At 37.4% G+C, this 22,460-nt stretch carries 16 protein-coding genes; 13 read left to right on the top strand and 3 right to left on the bottom strand.

The window, feature by feature from the left end; genetic code table 11:
• Positions 1 to 77: 77 nt before the first annotated feature.
• The gene (gene trmH / locus HND50_15460; protein NOG46638.1) at positions 78 to 725 is read left to right on the top strand and encodes a tRNA (guanosine(18)-2'-O)-methyltransferase TrmH; all 648 of its coding nucleotides are present in this window, start codon (positions 78 to 80) and stop codon (positions 723 to 725) included.
• A 15-nt stretch (positions 726 to 740) separates the two neighbouring features.
• On the opposite strand, the gene HND50_15455 is transcribed toward trmH, so the two are convergent.
• Both HND50_15455 and HND50_15450 read right to left on the bottom strand, forming a co-directional pair.
• Entirely contained in the window at positions 741 to 2,066 is a 1,326-nt protein-coding gene (locus tag HND50_15455) for a lysine 2,3-aminomutase (protein NOG46637.1), read from the bottom strand.
• Positions 2,067 to 2,294: 228 nt separating this feature from the next.
• Complete coding sequence (locus HND50_15450) at positions 2,295 to 5,066, bottom strand: TonB-dependent receptor (protein ID NOG46636.1); 2,772 nt, start codon at positions 5,064 to 5,066, stop codon at positions 2,295 to 2,297.
• Positions 5,067 to 5,448: 382 nt separating this feature from the next.
• On the opposite strand from HND50_15450, the gene HND50_15445 reads away from it, so the two are divergent.
• The 11 genes from HND50_15445 to HND50_15395 all read left to right on the top strand — a co-directional run bounded on the left by HND50_15445 (position 5,449) and on the right by HND50_15395 (position 20,180).
• Positions 5,449 to 6,066 (top strand): TetR/AcrR family transcriptional regulator, encoded by a 618-nt coding sequence (locus HND50_15445; protein ID NOG46635.1) that lies wholly within the window; start codon positions 5,449 to 5,451, stop codon positions 6,064 to 6,066.
• A 26-nt stretch (positions 6,067 to 6,092) separates the two neighbouring features.
• Positions 6,093 to 6,848: an outer membrane lipoprotein-sorting protein gene (locus HND50_15440; protein ID NOG46634.1), complete on the top strand. Its 756-nt coding sequence runs from the start codon at positions 6,093 to 6,095 to the stop codon at positions 6,846 to 6,848.
• A gap of 49 nt (positions 6,849 to 6,897) precedes the next feature.
• Positions 6,898 to 8,112, top strand: coding sequence for an ABC transporter permease (locus HND50_15435; GenBank protein ID NOG46633.1), 1,215 nt, complete (start codon positions 6,898 to 6,900; stop codon positions 8,110 to 8,112).
• A gap of 17 nt (positions 8,113 to 8,129) precedes the next feature.
• Entirely contained in the window at positions 8,130 to 9,344 is a 1,215-nt protein-coding gene (locus tag HND50_15430; GenBank protein NOG46632.1) for an ABC transporter permease, read from the top strand.
• A gap of 20 nt (positions 9,345 to 9,364) precedes the next feature.
• Entirely contained in the window at positions 9,365 to 10,579 is a 1,215-nt protein-coding gene (locus tag HND50_15425) for an ABC transporter permease (protein ID NOG46631.1), read from the top strand.
• Positions 10,580 to 10,620: 41 nt separating this feature from the next.
• The gene (locus tag HND50_15420) at positions 10,621 to 11,295 is read left to right on the top strand and encodes an ABC transporter ATP-binding protein (GenBank protein ID NOG46630.1); all 675 of its coding nucleotides are present in this window, start codon (positions 10,621 to 10,623) and stop codon (positions 11,293 to 11,295) included.
• A gap of 24 nt (positions 11,296 to 11,319) precedes the next feature.
• Complete coding sequence (locus HND50_15415; protein NOG46629.1) at positions 11,320 to 12,507, top strand: hypothetical protein; 1,188 nt, start codon at positions 11,320 to 11,322, stop codon at positions 12,505 to 12,507.
• A gap of 418 nt (positions 12,508 to 12,925) precedes the next feature.
• The gene (locus HND50_15410) at positions 12,926 to 14,923 is read left to right on the top strand and encodes a T9SS type A sorting domain-containing protein (GenBank protein NOG46628.1); all 1,998 of its coding nucleotides are present in this window, start codon (positions 12,926 to 12,928) and stop codon (positions 14,921 to 14,923) included.
• A 12-nt stretch (positions 14,924 to 14,935) separates the two neighbouring features.
• Positions 14,936 to 17,218, top strand: a complete 2,283-nt coding sequence (locus HND50_15405; protein ID NOG46627.1) for a T9SS type A sorting domain-containing protein — start codon at positions 14,936 to 14,938, stop codon at positions 17,216 to 17,218.
• 160 nt (positions 17,219 to 17,378) lie between these two features.
• Positions 17,379 to 18,461 (top strand): lactonase family protein, encoded by a 1,083-nt coding sequence (locus HND50_15400; protein ID NOG46626.1) that lies wholly within the window; start codon positions 17,379 to 17,381, stop codon positions 18,459 to 18,461.
• Positions 18,462 to 18,686: 225 nt separating this feature from the next.
• The gene (locus HND50_15395) at positions 18,687 to 20,180 is read left to right on the top strand and encodes a cyclic nucleotide-binding domain-containing protein (protein NOG46625.1); all 1,494 of its coding nucleotides are present in this window, start codon (positions 18,687 to 18,689) and stop codon (positions 20,178 to 20,180) included.
• A 19-nt stretch (positions 20,181 to 20,199) separates the two neighbouring features.
• On the opposite strand, the gene HND50_15390 is transcribed toward HND50_15395, so the two are convergent.
• Positions 20,200 to 20,775, bottom strand: a complete 576-nt coding sequence (locus tag HND50_15390; GenBank protein ID NOG46624.1) for an N-acetyltransferase — start codon at positions 20,773 to 20,775, stop codon at positions 20,200 to 20,202.
• A gap of 305 nt (positions 20,776 to 21,080) precedes the next feature.
• Here HND50_15390 and HND50_15385 point away from each other — a divergent pair, with 305 nt between their 5' ends.
• Positions 21,081 to 22,451 (top strand): tryptophanase, encoded by a 1,371-nt coding sequence (locus HND50_15385; protein ID NOG46623.1) that lies wholly within the window; start codon positions 21,081 to 21,083, stop codon positions 22,449 to 22,451.
• The last annotated feature ends 9 nt before the right edge of the window (positions 22,452 to 22,460 follow it).

The raw sequence follows: 22,460 nt of genomic DNA, 5'->3' as shown, positions 1-22,460 counted from the left end.
TTGAATAAACTGATTTAAGTTCTTCTAAAAAATATTTACTGATTCAAAATCCATTCTTAAAAAAATTAATTTTCCACATGACACCATCCCGCTATAAAAAAATACTTCAAATGCTGAAACATCGCCAACCAAGTTTAACGGTTGTAATGGAGAACGTTCATAAAGCACACAACCTAGCTGCAATAGCGCGTACTTCTGACGCAGCCGGTATTCCAGAAATTCATGCCATTACAAGGTTTGATGAATTAAACTTAACACAAGACGCGGCCAGTGGAAGCGGTAGATGGGTAAATGTGAAAACGCACACGGAAATAGGGGATGCTTATAAACACCTTAAGAAAAAGGGGTTTCAGCTGTTAACAGCACATTTCAATGAACAAGCAAAAGATTTTAGGGAAATTGATTTCTGTCTTCCAACTGCAATTGTTGTTGGGCAAGAGCTGGATGGTTTAACCGACGAGGCGATAGAAAGTGCCGATGGCAGCATCATAATCCCAATGTACGGCATGGTGCAATCTTTAAATGTTTCTGTTGCAACAGCCATCATTTTATATGAAGCCCAACGACAGCGTCATGATGCCGGGATGTATGAAAAATCTAATCCGGACGAAAAATTTACAAACGATTTTATTTTTGAAAAAGGCTATCCAAGATTGGCTGCTAAATTGCGGGAAAAAGGAGAACCTTTTCCAAAGCTTGATGACGAAGGAGCTATTCTTGGATAGCAATTAAGATAGGTTCTACTTTCTCTTTTTTGACAATATTTCTTCCAACTCATCTTCAAAGAAAAACTTCTCTTGCCCAAAAGCAGGTTTCAATTGATCAACCCAGGTTGACGTTTCGTCATATTTTGCAAAGAATGGTTTTTTAACCCATTCCGCATTTCGTGCCTGCAAAAAGTTCAGAACAAAAACAGACTCACCATTTATTTTTGATATACCATCTATAACAACCTTACCTGGTGATGCTGACATCGACGGACCACGCGCACCTCGTGATAATCCTGATACTTGTTTAAATGCATCGCGATATATTTCAAAGGATCTTGAGAGTGGCACTGAAAAATAATCAAAAGCACCGGTTTCTCTTTCCACAAACATGTAATATGGAATAATGCCCAGGTTAACCTGATCTTTCCACATTCTGGCCCAGACCGCACTATCATCATTAATATGTTTTATCAATGGGCTCTGGCTACGGATTTTAACTCCAACGTTTCGTAACTTTCGAATGGCTTTATGAACAATCGGCGTAGAAAGTTCTACCCAGTGATTAAAGTGCCCCATCAATGCAAGGTGTTTTCCGGAACTCATAACTTTTTCAAAAAGGTTTAATATCCCCTCCGAATCTTTGTCGGTTACAAATCGATAAGGCCAGTAAGAGATTGATTTTGTACCAATCCGGATTGTGCGGATATGCTCAAATTCGGGTTTTAACAAAGGAAGAATATAGGCTTCAAGTTTCTTTAGTGACATTATCATCGGATCGCCACCAGTAAATAAAACATCGCTTATTTCATGATGTGATTTTAGGTATTCTTGAAAACGGTTTGACTCATCTGTTGCAAACTTCAAATCATTAGATCCTACAAACTGTGCCCAACGGAAACAAAATGTACAGTAAGCATGGCAGGTTTGCCCGCTTGAAGGAAATACCAGACATGTTTCGCGGTATTTATGCTGAATCCCGCGAACAGGTTCATTGTCCATAAGCGGTACATTTGCAGTCATCTGGTCTCCCGGATGGGGATTCATTTCATACCTTATTTCATTGGCTGCAGTCTTAATTTCTGCAGGACTCGCATTGCGTTTTAATAAACAGGCAATCTTTTCAAAGTGATTAGGGTGAAGCATATCGCGTTGCATGAAGGTGAGTTGATACATAGGATCGTCAGGGATGTTATCCCAGTTAATTAGTTCATCAACAACATAATTGTTTGTGCGAAATGGCAGGACGTGTGCTACTACTTTGGAAGCAAACTGATCATCAGCCGAAAGCTTCCTAAATTGAGGTATCGATTCAATATTCCGTATTCCATAAAATTTTAATTTTCCTGTTTCTATCAAAACACCTTCCTTCTGGTTTAAAACCTACTTTACAACCCCTTCTAAAAATATATTTAATTCGAAAAATTAAGTTCAAAAAAAATTAACGGGGATTATTACTAAACAATATAATTTATAAAAGATCAAAAAAAGGTAAGTAAGATAAGACTTTTGTAAGTATAAAAAAAGGTCTCTCAATAGAGAGACCTTAGATAAAATCCGTTTAATCTGTATTAAGAGAAATAATCATTAAAGATTAAAGGACAAGCGAGAAAATAAATAACGCCCATTAACTCCAAATTGCTTTGATCTTCTGGAATATAGGAAACGTCCGCTACTTTGATTTGCTTTAATTGCTTCATCGGGATATGTATCCAAAAGATTGTTTATACCAACTGTTAGCCAGGTATGATTTAAAATTTTGTAGCCAACACTAGTATCAAAAACCCACTTCCCTGCATAAAGTTGTTGATTATCAACATTATTAGTTGCTTCGTTAACTTCACCAAAATAAACGCCTCTAAGCATCGCATTCCAGTTTGTTCTGGTATATGTTTCGGTAATATTTATTTTTGTACGAGGGGTAGCAGATTCAAGATAAATGCGGCTTGTTTCATCAAAATAGGTGCTTTCCTTGTCTTTTAACAATGGAGATGAATGGATATCACCTTCCTGAGTTGTTTCAGAATAAGTTGCGGAAATGTTTGAACTTAAGAAGGCATCTTCAGAGATATCGTATCTATGAGTTACAACAAGATCAACGCCTTGTGTTTTTGTATCAATTGCATTGGCAAAAAAGGCTGCACCGGTTGCATTTACACTGGCAAGTAACGCAGCAAGTTCATCTTCACCGTCACCTGCACTGAAAGTTCCTGTTTTAACAACACGGTCTGTAATATCAATTTGATATGCATCAACTGTTACAGTCGTATTTAAATCCGGTAAGTTTGCAGTAACACCAAGGCTGATATTCTGAGATGTTTCTTCTTTTAGTTTAGGTATGCCTAATATTTGAGCTACACGGCTATCATTAGAAAATGAACCAACTTCATTGGGAATTCCATCCACAAAAAGCGTAGAAGTAGAATTAAAATAAATCTGGTGCAGCGAAGGTGCACGGAAACCTGTACTAAATGCACCACGAACAGCGAAATCGTCAGTAGCTTGAACACGACCTGCTATTTTAAAATTATTGGTTGAACCAAAGTCACTATAATCTTCAAATCTATATGCTGCCGTACCAAAAAGGCTTTCGGTAAAGTCTACTTCAACATCCGCATAAAAAGCTGCACTTGTGCGATATTCACTCAACTCATTTGAAGGACGGAATCCCGGAAAAACCTGTGCTCCACCTGGCCGGGCTGAACCATTTGGCCCTCTTACAATTAAAGAATCTGGTGTATTTGGTGTTACAATATTACCAAGTTTATCATATTTTGCATATGAGCCTTCTTCACCGGCAATAATTTCATAATTTTCATAACGATACTCAAAACCAAAGGCCATGTTCAGACCTTCCATAATATCATCTAAATGTCTGCTGGCATCAAAGTTTGCTGTATTTTGAGTAAAACCATGGCCACCTGAATTATAACTTGTTTTCGTGGCGTCTTCTAGTGATGCATTAAGGGTGTTACCAATCTGGAACTGAAAAGTATTTGTTCCCCACGTATTACTTAAATCCAAATCCCAACCTTTTGCTTTACCACGAATACCAATGGCAAAAGAACGATCATGAATAATTGAATTTATTTCTGGTAAAAACCCATTGTGATAAACACTTGTTACTGTTCTTTCCTGGTAAGGCAAACGGTAAAAACCTGCCGAATTACCATTTCTGTAACTTAACCCGCCAAAAGCATAAACTTCAGATGTTTTACTTGTTGGAATAGCCATGTTCAAAAAAACGGAGCCGCTTTTATAAGCAGCCTGCCCGACACGCATATTATAATCGCTGCGGGTTTGGCCACGTCTTGCTAATTCAGCATCGGTAATATCTGCATCAGGATCACCAGAATAGTTTGGATCTGTTGAGTTATAACCTGCAAAAATCTGACCTTCCCACTCCTTCATTCTGTTTGTTGGATCGCGGTCTTCATACGATCCTGTAAAATTAATAAATCCACCCTCTGTTCCGAGAGGCAATCCATAATTCATGGAAACATTTTCATAACTTCCATCATTATCACCTTCCGATTCCGAAGAATAATAACTACCTGCGTTTGTAGTTACATTTAGTTTGTCTGTTGCATCGCGTAAAACAATATTAATAACACCGGCAATAGCATCAGAGCCATATTGGGCTGCAGCGCCATCGCGCAAAACTTCAACTCTTTTTATGGCAGCTGATGGAATTGAGTTTAAATCCGTTCCAACATTACCACGGCCAAAAGTACCATTTACATTTACAAGCGATGTTGTATGTCTTCTTTTGCCGTTTATTAAAACCAAAACCTGATCAGGACCAAGGCCGCGTAAAGAAGCAGGATCGATATGGTCAGTACCATCTGAGATTGTTTGCGTGTTTGAAGAAAATGATGGCGCTGCATAGTTTAAAATTTCATTAACTGTTACTTGCGGTGCCTGAGATACAAGTTGCTGAATATCAATTACATCTACCGGAACAACTGATTCTGTTGATGTACGTGGTCTTTGCGCGCGTGAACCAATAACAACCACAACATCTGCAAGCTCGGCAATGGTTTGATTAGTTTCAAAATCTATCCGAGTAGTCTCGCCGGAAATAACCTTAACATCCTTATCAACTGATTCATATCCAATAATTGTAATACGTAAAGTATAACTCCCCTCAGCAATTGTAATTACATACTCACCATTGCCATCGGTTGCTGCACCTGTAAACTGATCTAAAACTTCAACATTCACGCCAACAAGTGGATCACCATTATCTGCATCATAAACAGACCCGGCAATTTTACCTGTTTGGCCAAAAGCAGTTCCCAATAGGAACAGGCTAATAAAAAATGAAAAAATTATACGATAAGTAGAAAGTCTACCCATATATACCTCCAATTGTGATATGATTAGTTAGTTAAAGCTATGTTTTTGAGTTCGTTGGTTAAATCTGTGAGCAAAGATTGGGTTCTCTGCTCCCCCTAATTACAAAAAGGAATATGCAATATCTGATTAAGATACTCTATTTGTGATATTTGTCAAGATTTCGAAGAAAATATCAAGTCTCAATATTAAACGTAACAAAATAATAAAATACAAAATCCCCAAAAATATTGAACCAGCAAGTTGTTAAAAATAAAGGAGTTAGAAACTAATTCCTATTTCTTTCAAATTTCAAATCTAAAAAATAATAAAAAGATGTTTCTATTTGGAAAAAATCTTATTATATTAATACCGACTGGTCGGTCAATTACATATAAGGGAATTTATGGCACCAAAAATTATTGACAAAGAAGAAAAGAAAAAGCAAATAGTCCAGGCTGCTATGCAGGTATTTTCAAAAAACGGTATAGCAAAATCTAAAATGATTGATATTGCAAAAGCCGCAGGAATTGGCAAAGGTACAATCTATGAATACTTCCGCAGTAAAGAAGAAATTTTCAGCTCTGCTTTCCATTCTATGTTTGGCGAAATGGAAATAATGATAAGTGAAGGGTTGGTAAACATAACCGATCCAATTAAAAAATTAGAATTTATTATTGGAATTACGTTGGACTACCATCGAGATGATGCGGGTGAGTTTGCCGGGATTATGATGGATTTCTGGGCTGAAGGGATTCGAACTAAAAATGAACATGCAGTACAAACTATCGACCTTAAACAGATTTACCAACAATACCGGATCCTGCTTTCGCAAATTGTGCATGAAGGAATTGAAAAAGGGGTTTTTAAGTATGTTGATGCCAATGCTTTTTCTGCTATAACCATGGGAGCACTCGATGGACTTTTCCTGCAAATTATCATGGATCCAAAAGTTATAAATATTGATGAAGTGAAAAAAACGTTTACAGACACATTGCTTGCAGGATTATTGACCAAAACCTGAAAAGCTAACATCAAGGAGATTTTGAAATGATTACACAGCGAATCAATATTCATATTTTATTGCTGGCCTTTAGTACTACCCTACTCTTTTCGCAGGAGAGCGCCCTGGATATTGTTAAGAAATCAAATGACCTGATCCGCTCTAAAAGCAGTTATGCAGAATTTAAAATGATAATTATAAAACCAGATTGGTCTCGCGAAGTTGCGATGAAAGTATGGTCAATTGAGCCAGATTACTCGCTTCTTTTAGTAACAGCCCCGGCACGGGATAAAGGAATGGTTACGCTGAAGAGAAAACAGGAAGTGTGGAATTTCATACCATCGGTCCAAAAAACCATTAAAATACCTCCTTCAATGATGCTGCAATCCTGGATGGGTTCGGATTTTACAAATGATGACCTTGTCCGTCAATCCTCAATTGTCGAAGATTACCAACATCAAGTTATAGGTGAAGAAGAATATGAAGGATATCTCTGCCACAAAGTTGAACTTATCCCAAATCCTGAAGCGGGGGTTGTTTGGGGGAAAATAATAATGTGGATTTCCAAGAAAGGCTTTCTTCAATTGAAAATTGATTACTACGATGAAGATGATTTCTTAGTCAAAACAATGAAAGGCAGCCAAATTAAGCAACTTGGTGGTCGACTTATTCCAACATATTGGGAAATGATTCCGGTGGACGAACCCGGCCAAAAAACAGTTTTGGAGTATCTCGATATTGAGTTTAACAAAAAAATCCGGACAAACTTTTTTTCACAACAAAATATGAAAAGAGTACGCTGATTGTAAGATTAATTTCGTTTTGAAACAAGAATGAGTAAAAGGAAAAGAAATGTACTTATCCCTTAGCTGGCGCAATTTATGGCGCAATAAACGGCGAACTTTAATTATGGCAGCCTCAGTTTTTTTCGCGGTTATTCTGGCCTCAATAATGCGCTCCGGACAGCGTGGTTCTTATTCTTTCATGATTGATTCTTCAGCAAAAATTTTCACCGGTTATCTGCAGATCCAGGGTGAAGGCTTTTGGGATAATCGCTCGCTGGATAAAAGTATAGATATTCCTAACCAACAAAAAGAACTCTTTGAACAAATTGAAGAGGTTACCTCTGTTACTCCACGCCTGGAATCGTTTGCACTATTATCCAAAGGCAACAGTACAAAAGTTGCCCAGGTAATTGGAATCGATCCAACTGCAGAAGACGAAATGACCGGTCTAAAATCCAGAATAATTGAAGGTTCCTACATAAATGCGCAATCTGATGGACTGCTGGTTGGGAAGGGTTTGGCAAGCCGACTTAAAGCAGAGATTGGTGACAGTCTTGTTTTATATGGAATGGGTTATCATGGACAAACTGCTGCGGCAAAGCTTCCTATAAGTGGCATCGTTGATCTTCCATTTGAAAAAATGGATAATTCCATAGTCTATTTAGAATTGAAAAACAGTCAACACATTTATGGCACGGGAAACCGCGTTACATCTCTCTCATTTATGATATCAAACGTCCGCTACCTGGATAACATTTTAACTGAGCTTTACCAAATCATTGATCCTGATTTAGTTGTAATGACATGGGATGAAATGATGCCGGAGCTCAAACAAAATATCCAGGTTGATAATATAAGCGGAATTATTATGCTGATTATTCTTTATGTGGTTATCGGCTTTGGCGTTTTTGGAACAGTAATGATGATGATTTCTGAACGACGAAGAGAGTTTTCTATTCTAATTTCTGTTGGGATGAAAAAGAAAGGGCTTATTTTTACAACCATAATTGAAACCATACTTGTTTCATTTTTAGGGGTTTTTGCTGGTGTAATAGGCAGTTTACCGCTGCTGTATTATTTAAAAAACAATCCTATTTACATGGCAGGAGAAGCAGCTGTAGCTTATGAAAAACTGGGTATTGAACCTGTTATGAATTTTAGCACAGATGAAATTATTTTCTTTTCACAAGCAATTGCTGTTTTAATTATAGCCATTTTTTCTGCCATTTATCCTTTTTTATTTATTCGTAAACTAAAGCCTGTAGATGGCTTAAGAGCTTAACTATTACAAGGATTAAAATGTACTTCTCATTAAGCTGGCGCAACTTATGGCGCAATAAAAAACGAACCCTGATAATAACTGCTTCAGTATTTTTTGCAGTAATATTTTCTTCATTAATGCGATCCATTCAAATCGGCACCTGGGAACAGATTGTACATTCTTCTGCAAAAATATTTACCGGATATGCGCAAATTCAGGGAAATGGATTTTGGGATAACCGTTCGTTAGATAAAAGTTTTTTAATCAATCCTGAGTTTGAAGAAAAAATTCAAAAAACTGTGCATGTCACATCTATTACGCCGCGTCTGGAATCTTTCGCCCTACTTTCCAAAGATACAAACACAAAGATAGCTCAAATAATTGGCATTGATCCGCAATCAGAAAACAATATGAATTATTTACAATCCAGAATTATTAAAGGTGAGTTTTTAAATGAAACCTCGAAAGGAATTCTGCTTGGCAATGGGTTGTCAGAACGCTTAAAAACAGATGTTGGCGACAGCCTTGTTTTATATGGCCAGGGATATCGTGGACAAACAGCAGCGGCGCTTTTACCTGTTTTGGGAATCGTGGAACTTCCTTTATCTAAACTGGACAACATGACCGCATATCTGAGCCTATCCAATGCTCAATATATTTATGGTATTGATGAGCGAATCACTTCTCTCTCCATTATGATCGACAATGCGAAGAACTTACCAGATGCACTGAAAACCATAGAAAGTTTTTTGCCTAATGATGCTGTTTTAATGAGTTGGAACGAAATGCTGCCCGAGCTGGAGCAAACAGTGATGACCAAGCAGGTAAGTGGAATGATTATGTCCGGAATCCTTTATATAGTGATTGGGTTTGGCATATTTGGCACAGTTATGATGATGACTTCTGAGCGCCAAAAGGAATTTGCTATCCTGGTCTCGGTTGGCATGCAGAAAGCACGTCTGATTTGGTCAACAACAATCGAAACAATTATGTTTTCATTTTTAGGTGTTGTGATTGGGATGATGGGCAGTTTGCCAATTGTATTATACATGCATAATAACCCAATCCGTTTTACGGGTGAAGTTGCAGAGATGTATGAAAACTATGGCTATGAAGCCGAAATGCATTTTAGTGCAGATGAAAATATTTTTATCAGCCAGGCGCTTATTGTGCTGATAATTGCGCTAATCTCCGCTTTACACCCAATGTTTTTTATAAAAAATTTAAATCCTGTTGAAACGATAAAAAAATAAAAGAAAGAAAGGTTAGAGACATGCTGCTCATTTTAGCCTGGAAAAATATCTGGCGAAATAAAAAAAGAAGTATGATCATCGTATTAGCAATTACTTTTGGTTTATGGGGTGGTTTATTTTCCGGAGCGATGATGATGGGAATGGCCGAGTCTATGGTTAATACAGCCATTGACCGAAATCTTGCCCATATTCAAATTCATCACCAGGAGTTTAGCAAAGAGCGGGATATAAATGCATTTATTCCCAATGGTGCAGAAACAACTTCTGAATTAAGGAAAGTACAAAATATAGATGCCATTTCTGCCCGGGTACTGATTGACGGAATGGCTGCTTCACCAGCTTCATCATTTGGTGTCAATATTATCGGGATTAATGCACCTGACGAAAAAGAAGTTACAGATATCGATGAAAACCTTATTGATGGTGTCTTTTTTGAATCCGACCGCAAAAACCAAATTATTATTGGCAAAAAACTTGCTGAACGCTTAAACCTGCGTCTGCGAAAAAAAGTAGTTTTAAGCTTTCCAGGGATTGATGAATCAGTGGTTTATTTGGCTTGCCGGGTCGTTGGGATTTTTAAAACCGAATCATCTGTATTTGATGGAATGACTGTTTTTGTCCAACAAAAAGACCTGTTCCGATCTCTGGGAAGTGAACCACTTTATCATGAAATCGCAATTAGGACAACCTCTGCAGGAGTAATGCAAAGTGTAGTTGAATCTGCAAAAGCAAAATATCCCAAACAAAAAATCCAAACCTGGAAAGAGCTGGCTCCAGAGCTTGGCTACATGGCAGAAATGATGGATTATTTTACATATCTTTTTGTCGGTATAATCCTTTTTGCGCTGCTTTTTGGAATCACTAATACAATGCTCATGTCCGTATTAGACAGGGTGCGAGAATTGGGTATGCTGATTGCTGTTGGAATGAAAAAATGGCGGGTATTTTTTATGATTCTGATCGAAACAATTTTGCTATCCTTAACAGGTGGATTAAGCGGATTCTTAGTTGGTGCTACTTCGATAAGCTATTTTAGCTTTAATGGAATGGATTTTTCCGGATTGGCTACAAGCTTTGAAAGTTTTGGAATGAGCACTATGATTTATCCGTATCTTCCGGCAATGATGTATTTAGGATTGACAATAATGGTGATAATAGCCGCCAACATTGCAGCTTTAATGCCGGCATTGAAAGCAATAAAACTGGAACCAGCAGTGGCAATCAGATCGTTTTAGTTTTTTAAGATAATTGATTATGAAAATTTGGGAGTTTTAAAATGGCCTTAATTGAATTAAAGCATGTAAATAAAACATATAATACTTCTGCTGTACCTGTGCATGCAGTAAAAAATGTAGATCTTCAAATTGAAGAAAAAGAATTCACTGCCATCGTCGGTCCATCTGGCTCGGGAAAAACAACCCTGCTTAATATTTTAGGCGGATTGGACAAACCAAACCAAGGCAATGTTACAATTGCCGGTAACGAGATTACAGCAATGAGCAGTAATAAATTAATAGACTTCAGGTTAAGAAATATTGGCTTTGTTTTTCAGGCTTATAATCTTATACCTGTTTTTACCGCCAGGGAAAATGTTGAATTTATAATGCTCCTGCAAGGTGTTAATAAAGAAGAACGAGAGAAAAAAGCCAGCCAGCTTTTACAAGATGTAGGGCTGGGCGATCGTCTGGATAGCAGGCCTTCTCAGCTTTCCGGTGGGCAGCAACAAAGAGTTGCCGTGGCAAGGGCTCTTGCTTCTCATCCGGCATTTGTATTGGCAGATGAACCAACAGCTAATCTGGATTCAGAATCAGCGGAATCATTATTGGATATGATGGAAGAGATGAACAAAAAACATAACATGACTTTTATATTCTCAACCCATGATGCCCGGGTAATCAAACGCGCTAAAAGGGTTATTACGCTTGAAGACGGAATGGTGAAAAATAATTAATAATTAATAATTGAGAATTGAGAATTGAGAAAACTAAATAGCCTTCTAATATTTGTTTCAACTTTTCTTTGGTTCATAACCATTCAAGCCCAGGACTGGGAAACATATGGTTATGCTAAATATTTGTTTTCAACAACTGAGAATGATTCTCTTTCAAATGAAAACCTGGTTGACCATCAGCTGCATTTAAGAATAAATAACAGGTATTACCCAACTGAAAATTTGTCTGTTGGAGTTGAATTCCGCCTTCGTGGGTTTTACGGGGATCTTGTAGAAAAACAGCCGCAGTTCAAACAAACTGTTATTACTGACTATCCTCACGATGATCTCAGTTCTCTCTTTTGGGAAAAAAAATCCAGTTTAGGTTATGGACAGATTGATCGGCTATTTTTTAATTATAATTACGGTGATTGGCAAATCACCTTTGGCAGGCAAAGAATCGCCTGGGGAACAAGTTTTGTCTGGAATATTACAGATTTGTTCAATCCACAATCTGTTCTTGATTTTGATTATGAGGAAATGCCTGGCTCAGATGCATTGCGTATCCAATATTTTACTGGTGTTGCAGGCAGGTTGGAACTGGCTTTAAAATCATCACCTAATAAATTTGAACGAACCGTCGCCCTGCTCTGGCTGCACAATAAATGGGATTATGATTTTTACCTAATTGCAGCATGGCAACATGATAAACCTATCCTGGCAACCGCTTTTGCAGGAGATATTTATGGTGCAGGTTTTAGGGGAGAATTCAAAATCAGCGATTCAGTTTCCGAACAGCAGTTGGGAGAAACTTTATTACCAATTTCAAATTATTCCGATTCAGACAAAAAAAATATCAATGCTGTTATTTCGCTGGATTATACTTTCCCCAACTCATTTTATCTGCATTCTGAAATATTGTATAACTCTATTGGGAAAAAAAGCAATACACTTTTATATAGCAGGCAGGCCTTAAAAGCCGGATTGCTTTCACCTTCACAGGTATCACTTTTTTTTGAGACAGCTTACAATATACATCCTTTGGTACGTGGCACTGTGTTTCTTCTTCATAACCCAAATGACAATTCATCAATTTTTGTGCCCTCTGTAAGTTGGTCTGCCATAACGAATCTTGATTTGTACCTGATAGGATTTATCACAGATGGCGATCCACTAACGGAATTTGGCAGCTATGGCAAAGCCCTTTTCTTCAGGACAAAATATTCGTTTTAAGCGAAATATCTTCTTTGTTTAAGTCTCCTAAATATTATAGTTGTTAACCCACAACTATCTTTCTATATTGTTTTAATACCAATTAGTCTTAAATCTACTCCTAACTTTAATAACTTCTACCCTCACTTGTACTGAATAGTATTATCATTTATCTCTTCATTTAAAAAAAATTGTTAAATCCACAATAGGAGACAAAATGAAAAGCTTATGTTAATCCATTTTGTTTTATTTCTTTGGTCTTTTCAGATAAAATTAATGTGCCAACAGATGCTTCAAGTATTCATAGCAACTTAGTATTAACTGGATTTACCTTTACAGGTTAGAAACGAGTACTGGATTTGCACAAATCCGCAAACTCGTTGTCCTAAAATAGTATTGAACGACTTTCGTTTTTAAAAGCCAATTCTCGGAGGGATTTATGAAGAAGTATATCAAATATATTTCAGAACCATCAACTATCATCATTCTGTGTGCAATGAGTCTATTGGGTAGTGCTTCCATAGGTCTGGCCCAAGACAGTCCCTGGTCCACAGTAGCGCCAATGAACACTCCAAAATACGGCCATGGACAGTGTACCGTAAATGGAAAAATTTATGTTTTTGGAGGTACTGAAGTTTTTAATAACGGATGTGGCGATGCTGGTTCTAAGACCGTTGAGGAATATAATCCGGAAACAAATAGCTGGTCGTTAAAAAAACCCATGCCAACCCCAAGAGGAGCCCCTGCAAGTGTTGTAAATGATACAATCTATGTGATTGGAGGAGGTCTAATAGTTTGCCAGGGTGGCTTGAAATTAGTAGAGGCGTATGACCCGCATACGGATAGCTGGTCGACAAAAGATAGTATGAATGTAGGCCGATGGGGTTTATCAACCAGTGTGGTTAACGGAAAGATTTATGCCATTGGGGGAATCAATTATAATACAGGTAACTACATCAGTGCTGTTGAGGAATTTGATCCGGATTCAAATAGCTGGTCATTTAAAGAACCAATGCCAACCGAGCGGGCCTATTTTAATACATGTGTTGTTGATGAAAAAATTTACGCTTTTGGGGGAGCAAAATCGGTAAATAATTCGAATACAACACTGGATATTATCGAGGTATATGATCCCGGGACAAATACGTGGGAAACAAAGAAACCCATGCCTTTTGTGCTTCAAAATTTCTCCGTCACTTCTTTGAATGGATTGATTTACATTTTTGGAGGAACATCAAGCCCCGCAGGTGAGCCCGTATCAAATGCTTGGGAATATAACCCGCAAACTGAAGAATGGAAATCATTAAGTAAAACTCCAATATGGAGAAGAAACACGCAATCCAGTGAAATAGACGGAAAAATATATATCACCGGCGGGTCAATAACAGACTGGCCTCTTCATCCCATTAATGAAGTAGAAGTATACAACCCGCAAAATGATTTATTTCCATTGTTTGAAAATCTTTATGTCGACAAAAGCTTTGCCATGGCAGGTGTCGACAGTGTTTTGATTACTTCAGAAATTAACAATCCAACAGGGATTACACTTAATGCAAAGATTGAAGCAGGAGAGGCTACTGTTTACAGCGTAGAGCTTTTTGATGATGGTGACCATAATGATGGCAATGCAGAAGATGGCCTCTTTGCTAATTCCTGGATGGCGCAATCAGGCATAGAAGGCAATTTTTCAATTAAGCTCCAGGTGACACGAATCGATTCGGATACTGTAGTTAATCATTTGGACACTGATGTTGTTTTTACAACAATCGGGCCTGTTCAACTAACGGAACCAGCTTATCTTGATACAAGCTACCTGGAATCAACAAACACCCAGTTTATCTTATTAATTCTGCAAAACTCTGGTAAAATCACATCTGCAGAAAATCTATCAATTGAACTCAAAACAGAAGACCCCCGAGTAGAAAGAATGGAAATAGGTACAAGAACCTTTCCTGATCTTGAAGCAGGAGTAATTGATACTAGCACAATTTTCAATTATTTCGCTTTTGAGTATGCGGAAAACATGATTCCAGACTGCACACTCACAAAACCAATTCCATTTGATGTAATAATATCCAGTGATGAATATCCTTTCTGGCATTCATCATTTGATTTTGTAGCTAAGAATCTTTTTCCAACAGCCATTACTGACAAGTTTGATCATTTGCCAAAAGAATTTGCCCTTAATCAAAACTACCCCAACCCCTTTAATCCTACAACAGCAATCAGTTATCAATTGGCAAAAACCAGTGAGGTTGAATTATCAATATTTAATCTTCTCGGACAAAAGGTGGTTACTCTGGTTTCTAAAAAACAAACAGCAGGAAGTTACAAAGTTGAATGGGATGCCAGTGTTTTTTCCAGTGGAGTATATTTGTATAGATTAGAAACAGGTGATGGTTTTATTCAAACCCAAAAACTTGTCCTTTTAAAGTAGGAAGAAGACAAAATGAAACAGCTTATTTTAGTGGTTACAATTGTCTCAGTCATGTTTACTGACTTACAAAGCCAATGGGAGGTTTTGAATGATGGTTGGCCATATGGAAATTTTAATTCAATAGATTTTGTCAATAATGAAATTGGATGGATTTCTGCCGGCAATAGATTGCTAAAAACAACAGATGGTGGATTAACCTGGGACGCGGTTCCATTGAATGAAGGCTGGTCTGTTGAAAGGATTGACTTTATAAATGAATTTATTGGTTGGGGGTTTGGTCCATATTATGATGAGATTGAAGAAACCGAGAGTGAAATAATAATAAAATCCGAAGACGGTGGTCATAGTTGGTCAATTCAAAAAGAATTTAAAGACGCCGGATTTGGTTACTGGGGGGAAGGAAGGATTCAGGCGATTGATGACAGTATTGTTTTTATTATTGGATATAGGATTCATAAGACTATCAATGGCGGTATAGACTGGCTTGATATTTCCCCTAATTTGGAAGGAAGACGTCTTTATTCAATAAGTTTTATAGATTCTGAGACAGGTATAATAACGGGCAGTTATGATGATGGCCCTACAACCAAAGGACTTATATTAAAAACAAATGATGGTGGCAATAGCTGGCAAGAGATAATTATCCCGGAATTCACCACAATTTACAATTTGCAATTTATTAATGATTCAACCGCAAATTTTTTAGCAAAAAAAGAATATGAACAAGGCAATATAGATTACTTTCTGTGTGCAACGACAGACACATTGAATAATTGGACAATTAAAACACAAGGTGAAGTCGGGATATACTCCTTTTATAGCATTAATCAGTCTAAAATTTTTGCCATTATGGAGGACACTACATCTTGGTACATTCCTTCGAATATAATGAAGAGTTTAGATGGTGGGGCAAACTGGGAAGTTATTACAACTAATTATGGTAATGCATATATTTCTTCAATTTTTATTAACAAGGATGATATGGGATTTGCACTTGGTATTGGGGCCTGGGGCATTGGTTATGATTATCCGTTTATTCTAAATAGTACAGATGGTGGTGACAATTGGTCACTTCAAAAGTTTACATACTCAATCCTTGATATTCAGTTTATTGATAAAAATAACGGCTTTGCCGTTTGTCGTGGCATCGGATTCCACGCCCTCCTCGGCCTTGTATTGATAACAGATGATGGTGGTGTTTCATGGAAAGTTAATTCAAATATTAGCGGAGTCTCCTCTTTTTTTAATAATGATCAGACCGGTTTCATTTTATCCGATAATCATATATATAAAACAAATGATTTTGGAAGTAGGTGGAAAGTCGTTTATGAAAATAATTTCGATGAAAATGGTTATGATCTTAGGGGTAAAGATATTTTTTTTACTGATGATGATCTTGGTTGGGCGGTAGGAAAGTCTTCTTCGGTGGATCGGCCAATAATTTTAGGAACAAGTGATGGTGGAGAAAACTGGGACCTTGCGTGGGAATACCAGGACAGTTCAGTTCTTGAGTACTCTTTAAATTCAATTCATGCTGTTAATAATACAGCCTGGGCAGTGGGTGAATACGGAATGATAGTAAAATATACTGAACACGATCAATGGCAGGTACAATCCAGTAATACTGACCTCCCATTAAAAGATATTTTCTTCAACGATGAAAATCATGGCTGGATAGCAGGCGGATACATTCAATCGAGAAACAAAATTCATCCACTCCTTTTAAGGACAGGAGACGGTGGAGCAAGCTGGCAGGAAATCCCGGACTTTAACTACGAGATCAATGATATGTATTTCGAAAATAATCTGCATGGCTGGGCGGTTGGGGAGGATACCAGTTTCAACTATGTTATTCTCGAGACTTTTGACGGTGGAACTAGTTGGTCAATTCAGTTAGATCATTTTGAATATCCATTATACGTAATCGATTTTAAAGATGGTTTTGGCTGGGTGACCGGAGAATTCGGTTTGATTCTAAGAACATCCGATGGTAATACCTGGATAGATCAAAAAACCGGAAAAGCCTACCCTTCCAAGTTCAATCTATCTCAAAACTATCCCAATCCTTTTAATCCCAAAACAAGCATTGAATATCAACTTCCAAGAACTTGCCTGGTGGATATAAGTATTTATAACTTACTTGGGCAAAGGGTAGCTACGCTGGTTAACAAAAAACAAACGGCTGGCGCATACAATGTAGAATGGGATGCATCCGGTTTTGCCAGTGGTATTTATCTGTATAGAATAAAAACAGCCACTTATTTCGAAACAAAAAAACTTGTACTTTTAAAATAGGAACAAGTTGAACCCCAATATCATTTTAATTTGAATCACAAAAAAATAGCCTCTATTTTCTTCCTGCATTCAATCAAATATTGGAACTATTATGTATTCTTTGACTGGAATTCTTTTACTACTATTATTCTTGAATCTACTTTCGTGCCAGGGAAATGAAATGATTAAATCTGAAAATGGCCGCTTGCTTTTTGTTGGATCTTATACTGAAAATAGTGATCAAGGTATTGAAATTTATCAGGTTGATGAATCAGGAAGGCTAACTTTAAAAAGTGTTCAAAAAAACATAGATAATCCATCTTATATCACTATTTCGCCGGATAAAAAATATTTATATGCTGCTAATGAGCTGATGAATTATACAGATAAAAATGGCGGTTATATAAGTTCTTATTCAATTAATCAGGAAACAGGTGGGCTTACCTTTATCAATAAGATATTCTCTGAGGGTGGAGCGCCATGTTACATCACAACTTCCAACGATGGTCAATTCCTTTTAGTCAGTAATTATATGCAGGAAACTGTTGCCTCTTTTTTAGTAAACAATGGTAAAATAGAAAAAGCTGTTTCCGTAATTAAACATAATGGACAAGGCCCAAACACTAATCGACAGGATGCTTCCCACATGCATTCTATCAGATTGGATAAAAAAAATAATATAGCTTTTGCTGCGGATTTAGGTGCAGATAAAGTTTACGTGTATGATTTTGACAAAGAAAATGGTGAGCTTTCAGAAAAAGAAAATTCAATATCACTTGCGGCAGGAGCCGGCCCAAGGCATTTTGAATTTAGTAAAGATGGAAAAACGATTTATATATTAAATGAATTAAATAGCACCATTGAGATTTTTAAAATAAACAAAGAAAATGGAAATAGAAATCACATCCAAACTATAAGCACTCTTCCAAAAGATTACTCGAATAAAAACTATCCTGCTGATATTCATATTTCTCCATCCGGAGAGTATCTTTACACCTCAAACCGCGGCCATAACAGCATTGCTATTTTTGAAATCAGGAAAGACGACACTCTAAAAATGCTTGGTACAAATGCTGTACATGGCGATTGGCCAAGAAACTTTATGATTGATCCATTGGGCAAATATCTTCTTGTAGCAAATCAAAAAAGCAAAAACATAGTTACCTTTTCAATAGAAAAAAACGGCGGACTTACAAAAATACAAAGCACCACAACCATAGCATCGCCTGTTTGTTTACAAGTGCTGAATGCTGACAACAAATGATTTTTTAGGGGGACGCACAGAATTGGCGATACATTTTTGTGTTGCCTTTTTTGTTTATTGAAAGTAGTAATCTGATTATAATTTTGTTAGAAATTATCCCACAATTTCCACTCCTAAAGTCAAATAAATTTCACATCAATAAAAATTTTACAAAACAAACATTTTTCTTACATTTAGCGCTTTAGAACAGATGCAAAATGCATCTTAAAATTTAAGGAGTTATTAATGCCAAAAGAACTTAAAACAAAATCTGACGATCTGCATCTCATTCGTCTTTTAAAAAATGTACGAACTTTGCGACACCTTGGGGATACTGAATTAAAAGAGTTTATTGAATCTTCAAAACGCTTTAAATATGAAAAAGGTGAAACCATCTTTTCAGAAGGTCAAATCGGTACTGCGGTATACATTGTTTTGGATGGAATGTTTGTACTGGAAAAATATGGTCATGTATTAAAAGTATTAAATAAAGGTGAGCTATTTGGAGAAATCGCCCTAATTGATGAACGTCCGCGTACAGGAACAGTGAAGGCCAAAACTGATGGTATGTTAATTGTTCTCCAAAAATCACAAATCGAAGAAGGCACTACTCTTTCTGCATCAGCATTAATGAAAATTTATCGTGGATTTTCCGAGCTGATCACCTCCTATCTGCGCGAAGGAGAAACACTGTATGATGAAATGGATGTGCTACTTATTCAGGATGGCGGATGTGCGCCGGGATATAATCCAGTAACTGCTTATATTACTGAGTTTCTGGAAAAAGTTGGCCGGCGGGTTTTTGTTGCTGCTGATGGTTTTCGATCGATTGTTTCAAATATGACTTCTGATTACCGTTGTTTGATTTATGACTTTGCCCACTTCCGTAAAATGGAACACATCCGAGGAGTTGAATTTGCTCCACCTTTGAGAACAGCACGTGGCGCAGATTACCGTAGTGAAAGGTTTCCGGATTTCCGGGGAAAAGACAAACAACAACAAGCGGCTAAAAATCTTATTGACCGTAAAGTAAAAACAGTTGTCGGTATCGGCGGTAATGGTACTTTTGCAGGTATAAATGCATTAAGCGCTTTTCTGCCGGATGATATTCAATCCTTTTTTATTCCTGTCACCATCGATAGTGATATTTGGGGCACTTCTTGTATCGGTGAGTTTACCGGCGTTGAAGTTGGTGCGGAAAAGATTCGCGGATATATGGCCGATGCCCGTACGCACGGACGCTGTTATATAATAGAAATGATGGGCGCAAGGGGCGGTTATCATGCGTTACATTCCAGTCTTGGAGCCGGAGCGCACCTGGCAGTTTTGCCCAACTCAAACTATAATCTTGGCAAGATTGCAAAAATGGTCAATCCTCGTTCAGAAACAGTAATTGTTGTGGCTGAAGGTTACAAAGAAAATGAACGTAAACAAGATGGATATCTTGGGAATGCAGCTGAGTATTTTTATGATGAATTAATAAAAGCCGGGCTTGATACCAATCAGCGTGTAATCTGTGAAGGATTTTCACGTGACATCCGCGGTGCTTCTCCCAATAATATGGATATTACCCTTGCCTTGCGATTTGCCCGTAAATTATGCGATTTAATTAGTGATGGTGAAAACAGAATGATGCCTGCTGTCCGTGCAGGACAAGAATACTCTATTCCTTTTAATGAAATTAATACCGATAATTCTGTAGAATCCACCCTGCCGAGCTTAGCAAACAGGTTATTCTAATCTGCCAGTTAAATAGCTGCTAAATTTGCCCGAAGCACTTAATTGCTTCGGGCTTTTTTATTACATCATGGATTGGTTTTATTCTGCTCCCAGTCAAATCAGTTTCAGGTACCAATCTTTTTTGCCACCAACTTACATCATGCCAAGCGTTAAACTTGAAACCAACTTTTTCAAATACGCCAATCTCGTGAAAACCAAAAGATTTATGAAAAGCAATGCTGGTCGGATTTGGTAAGGCAATTAAAGCAATGGCGTTAATTATACCTTGTAACTTTAAAAGCTCAAGTAGAGCTCCGTATAATTTTTTTCCATACCTCATACCCTTATAACCTTTGTGGATATATATTGAAACTTCAACAGACCACTGATAAGCTTCCCTCTGATTAAAGGGAGATGCATATGCATAACCGGCTACCTTGTTATTATCTTCAACAACGAGCCATGGCAAATGATTATATTTCTTCAGGCGTTTTTTTATCTCTGCCGGAGGTGGTGGTTTTAATTCAAAAGAAATGGCGGTATCCATGACAATTGGATTATAAATTTCAAGTATGTCTTCAGCATCATTTTCATCAACAAGTCTGATAAAAGGCATTATTTATCCATATATTAAGCGCACAAATTCCAAAATAAAAGAATGACCCGTTTTGTGCAACAATCTGGACAATCAATAAAGCAAACGAATTTTAAAATTCATAGCCATGCCTAAATGACAACTTGGAGAAGAAACAATATCATACCAATACCCTATTTCATCAAAATATATCGGGTATCTTGATACCATCTATTTTCAGATCTGACCAATCTAAATTTATTTTTAAAAAAGGTTAGTATTCATTTTGAAGTTTTTATTCTTAGTTTTTCTTAACTTTGCAATATAATTAAAAAAATAGGATAAAAATGAAAACCATCATTGAACCCTTTCGCATAAAAGTTACAGAACCGCTAAAAATAATTTCCAAAGAAGAACGGCAGCAAGCTTTAACAAACGCCCACAACAATGTTTTTCTTTTAAATTCCGAAGATTGTGCAATAGACCTTTTGACAGATAGCGGCACCGGTGCCATGTCCAAAAGACAATGGGCGGCAATGATGCTCGGTGATGAGAGCTATGCCGGGAGCCCATCCTTTCATAAATTTCAAGATACGATCCGCAATATTACTGGTATGAAACATATTTTCCCAACTCACCAAGGACGTGCAGCAGAAGGAATTTTGGCTGCAACCCGTATTAAACCCGGTGATGTAATCCCAAATAACAGCCATTTTGATACGACACGTGCCAATGTTGAGTATGTTGGCGCACAGGCGTTAGACCTGATTTGTGCTGAAGGTTTGGATAATGCTTTTGAAGCTCCATTCAAGGGGAACATGGATATTGAAAAGCTTGAAAATACCATCAAAAAGTATGGCAAAGAAAAAATCCCTTTTGGGATGATTACGGTTACAAACAACACAAGTGGTGGCCAACCGGTTTCAATGAAAAATATCCGTGAAACAAAACTCATCCTGGAAAAATATGGTATCCCATTTGTTATGGATGTATGTCGTTTTGCTGAAAATGCTTTTTTTATCCAGCAGCGGGAAGCAGGATACTCTAGTAAAACTCTACTTGAAATTGCCCAGGAAATGTTCACTTATGCAGATGCCGCAACCATGAGTTTAAAGAAAGATGGTCTGGTAAATATCGGTGGTTTCCTTGTTTGTAATAATGATGAGTGGGCAGAAGATTTTAAAAATGCTTTGATTATGCGCGAAGGTTTTCCAACTTATGGCGGGCTTGCCGGGCGTGATTTGGAAGCTGCAGCTGTTGGATTAATGGAGGCTCTTGACCCGGCCTATCAGGAATATCGTCATGCCACAGTTGAATATCTTGCCAAGGCAATGGATGAACGTGATATTCCGTATGTACGACCTGTTGGAGGCCATGCAGTGTTTATCGATGCCAAAGCTTTCCTGCCACATATTCCATCTTTACAATACCCGGGAATTAGTTTAGTAAACACACTTTATATTGATGGTGGAATCCGTGCAGTGGAGCTGGGCTCGGTTATGTTTGGCAGATTTGATGCAGATGGAAATGAGCAGCCGTCACCTTTAGAGCTGGTACGTTTGGCAATTCCACGGCGTGTTTATACTCAAAGTCATTTCGATTATATCGTAGAAGTTTTGGATGATGTAAAAAAAGATATTTCCAAAGTAAATGGCTACAAAATTACCTATCAGCCAAAATTTTTACGGCACTTTACTTGTCATTTTGAGGGACTTTAAAATACAGTG

Source organism: Calditrichota bacterium (genome assembly GCA_013112635.1).
In the GTDB taxonomy this organism is placed as follows: Bacteria; Calditrichota; Calditrichia; order Calditrichales; family J004; genus JABFGF01.
Note: the sequence above shows the minus strand (reverse complement) of the source record. Positions and strands in the feature narration are given on the sequence as shown.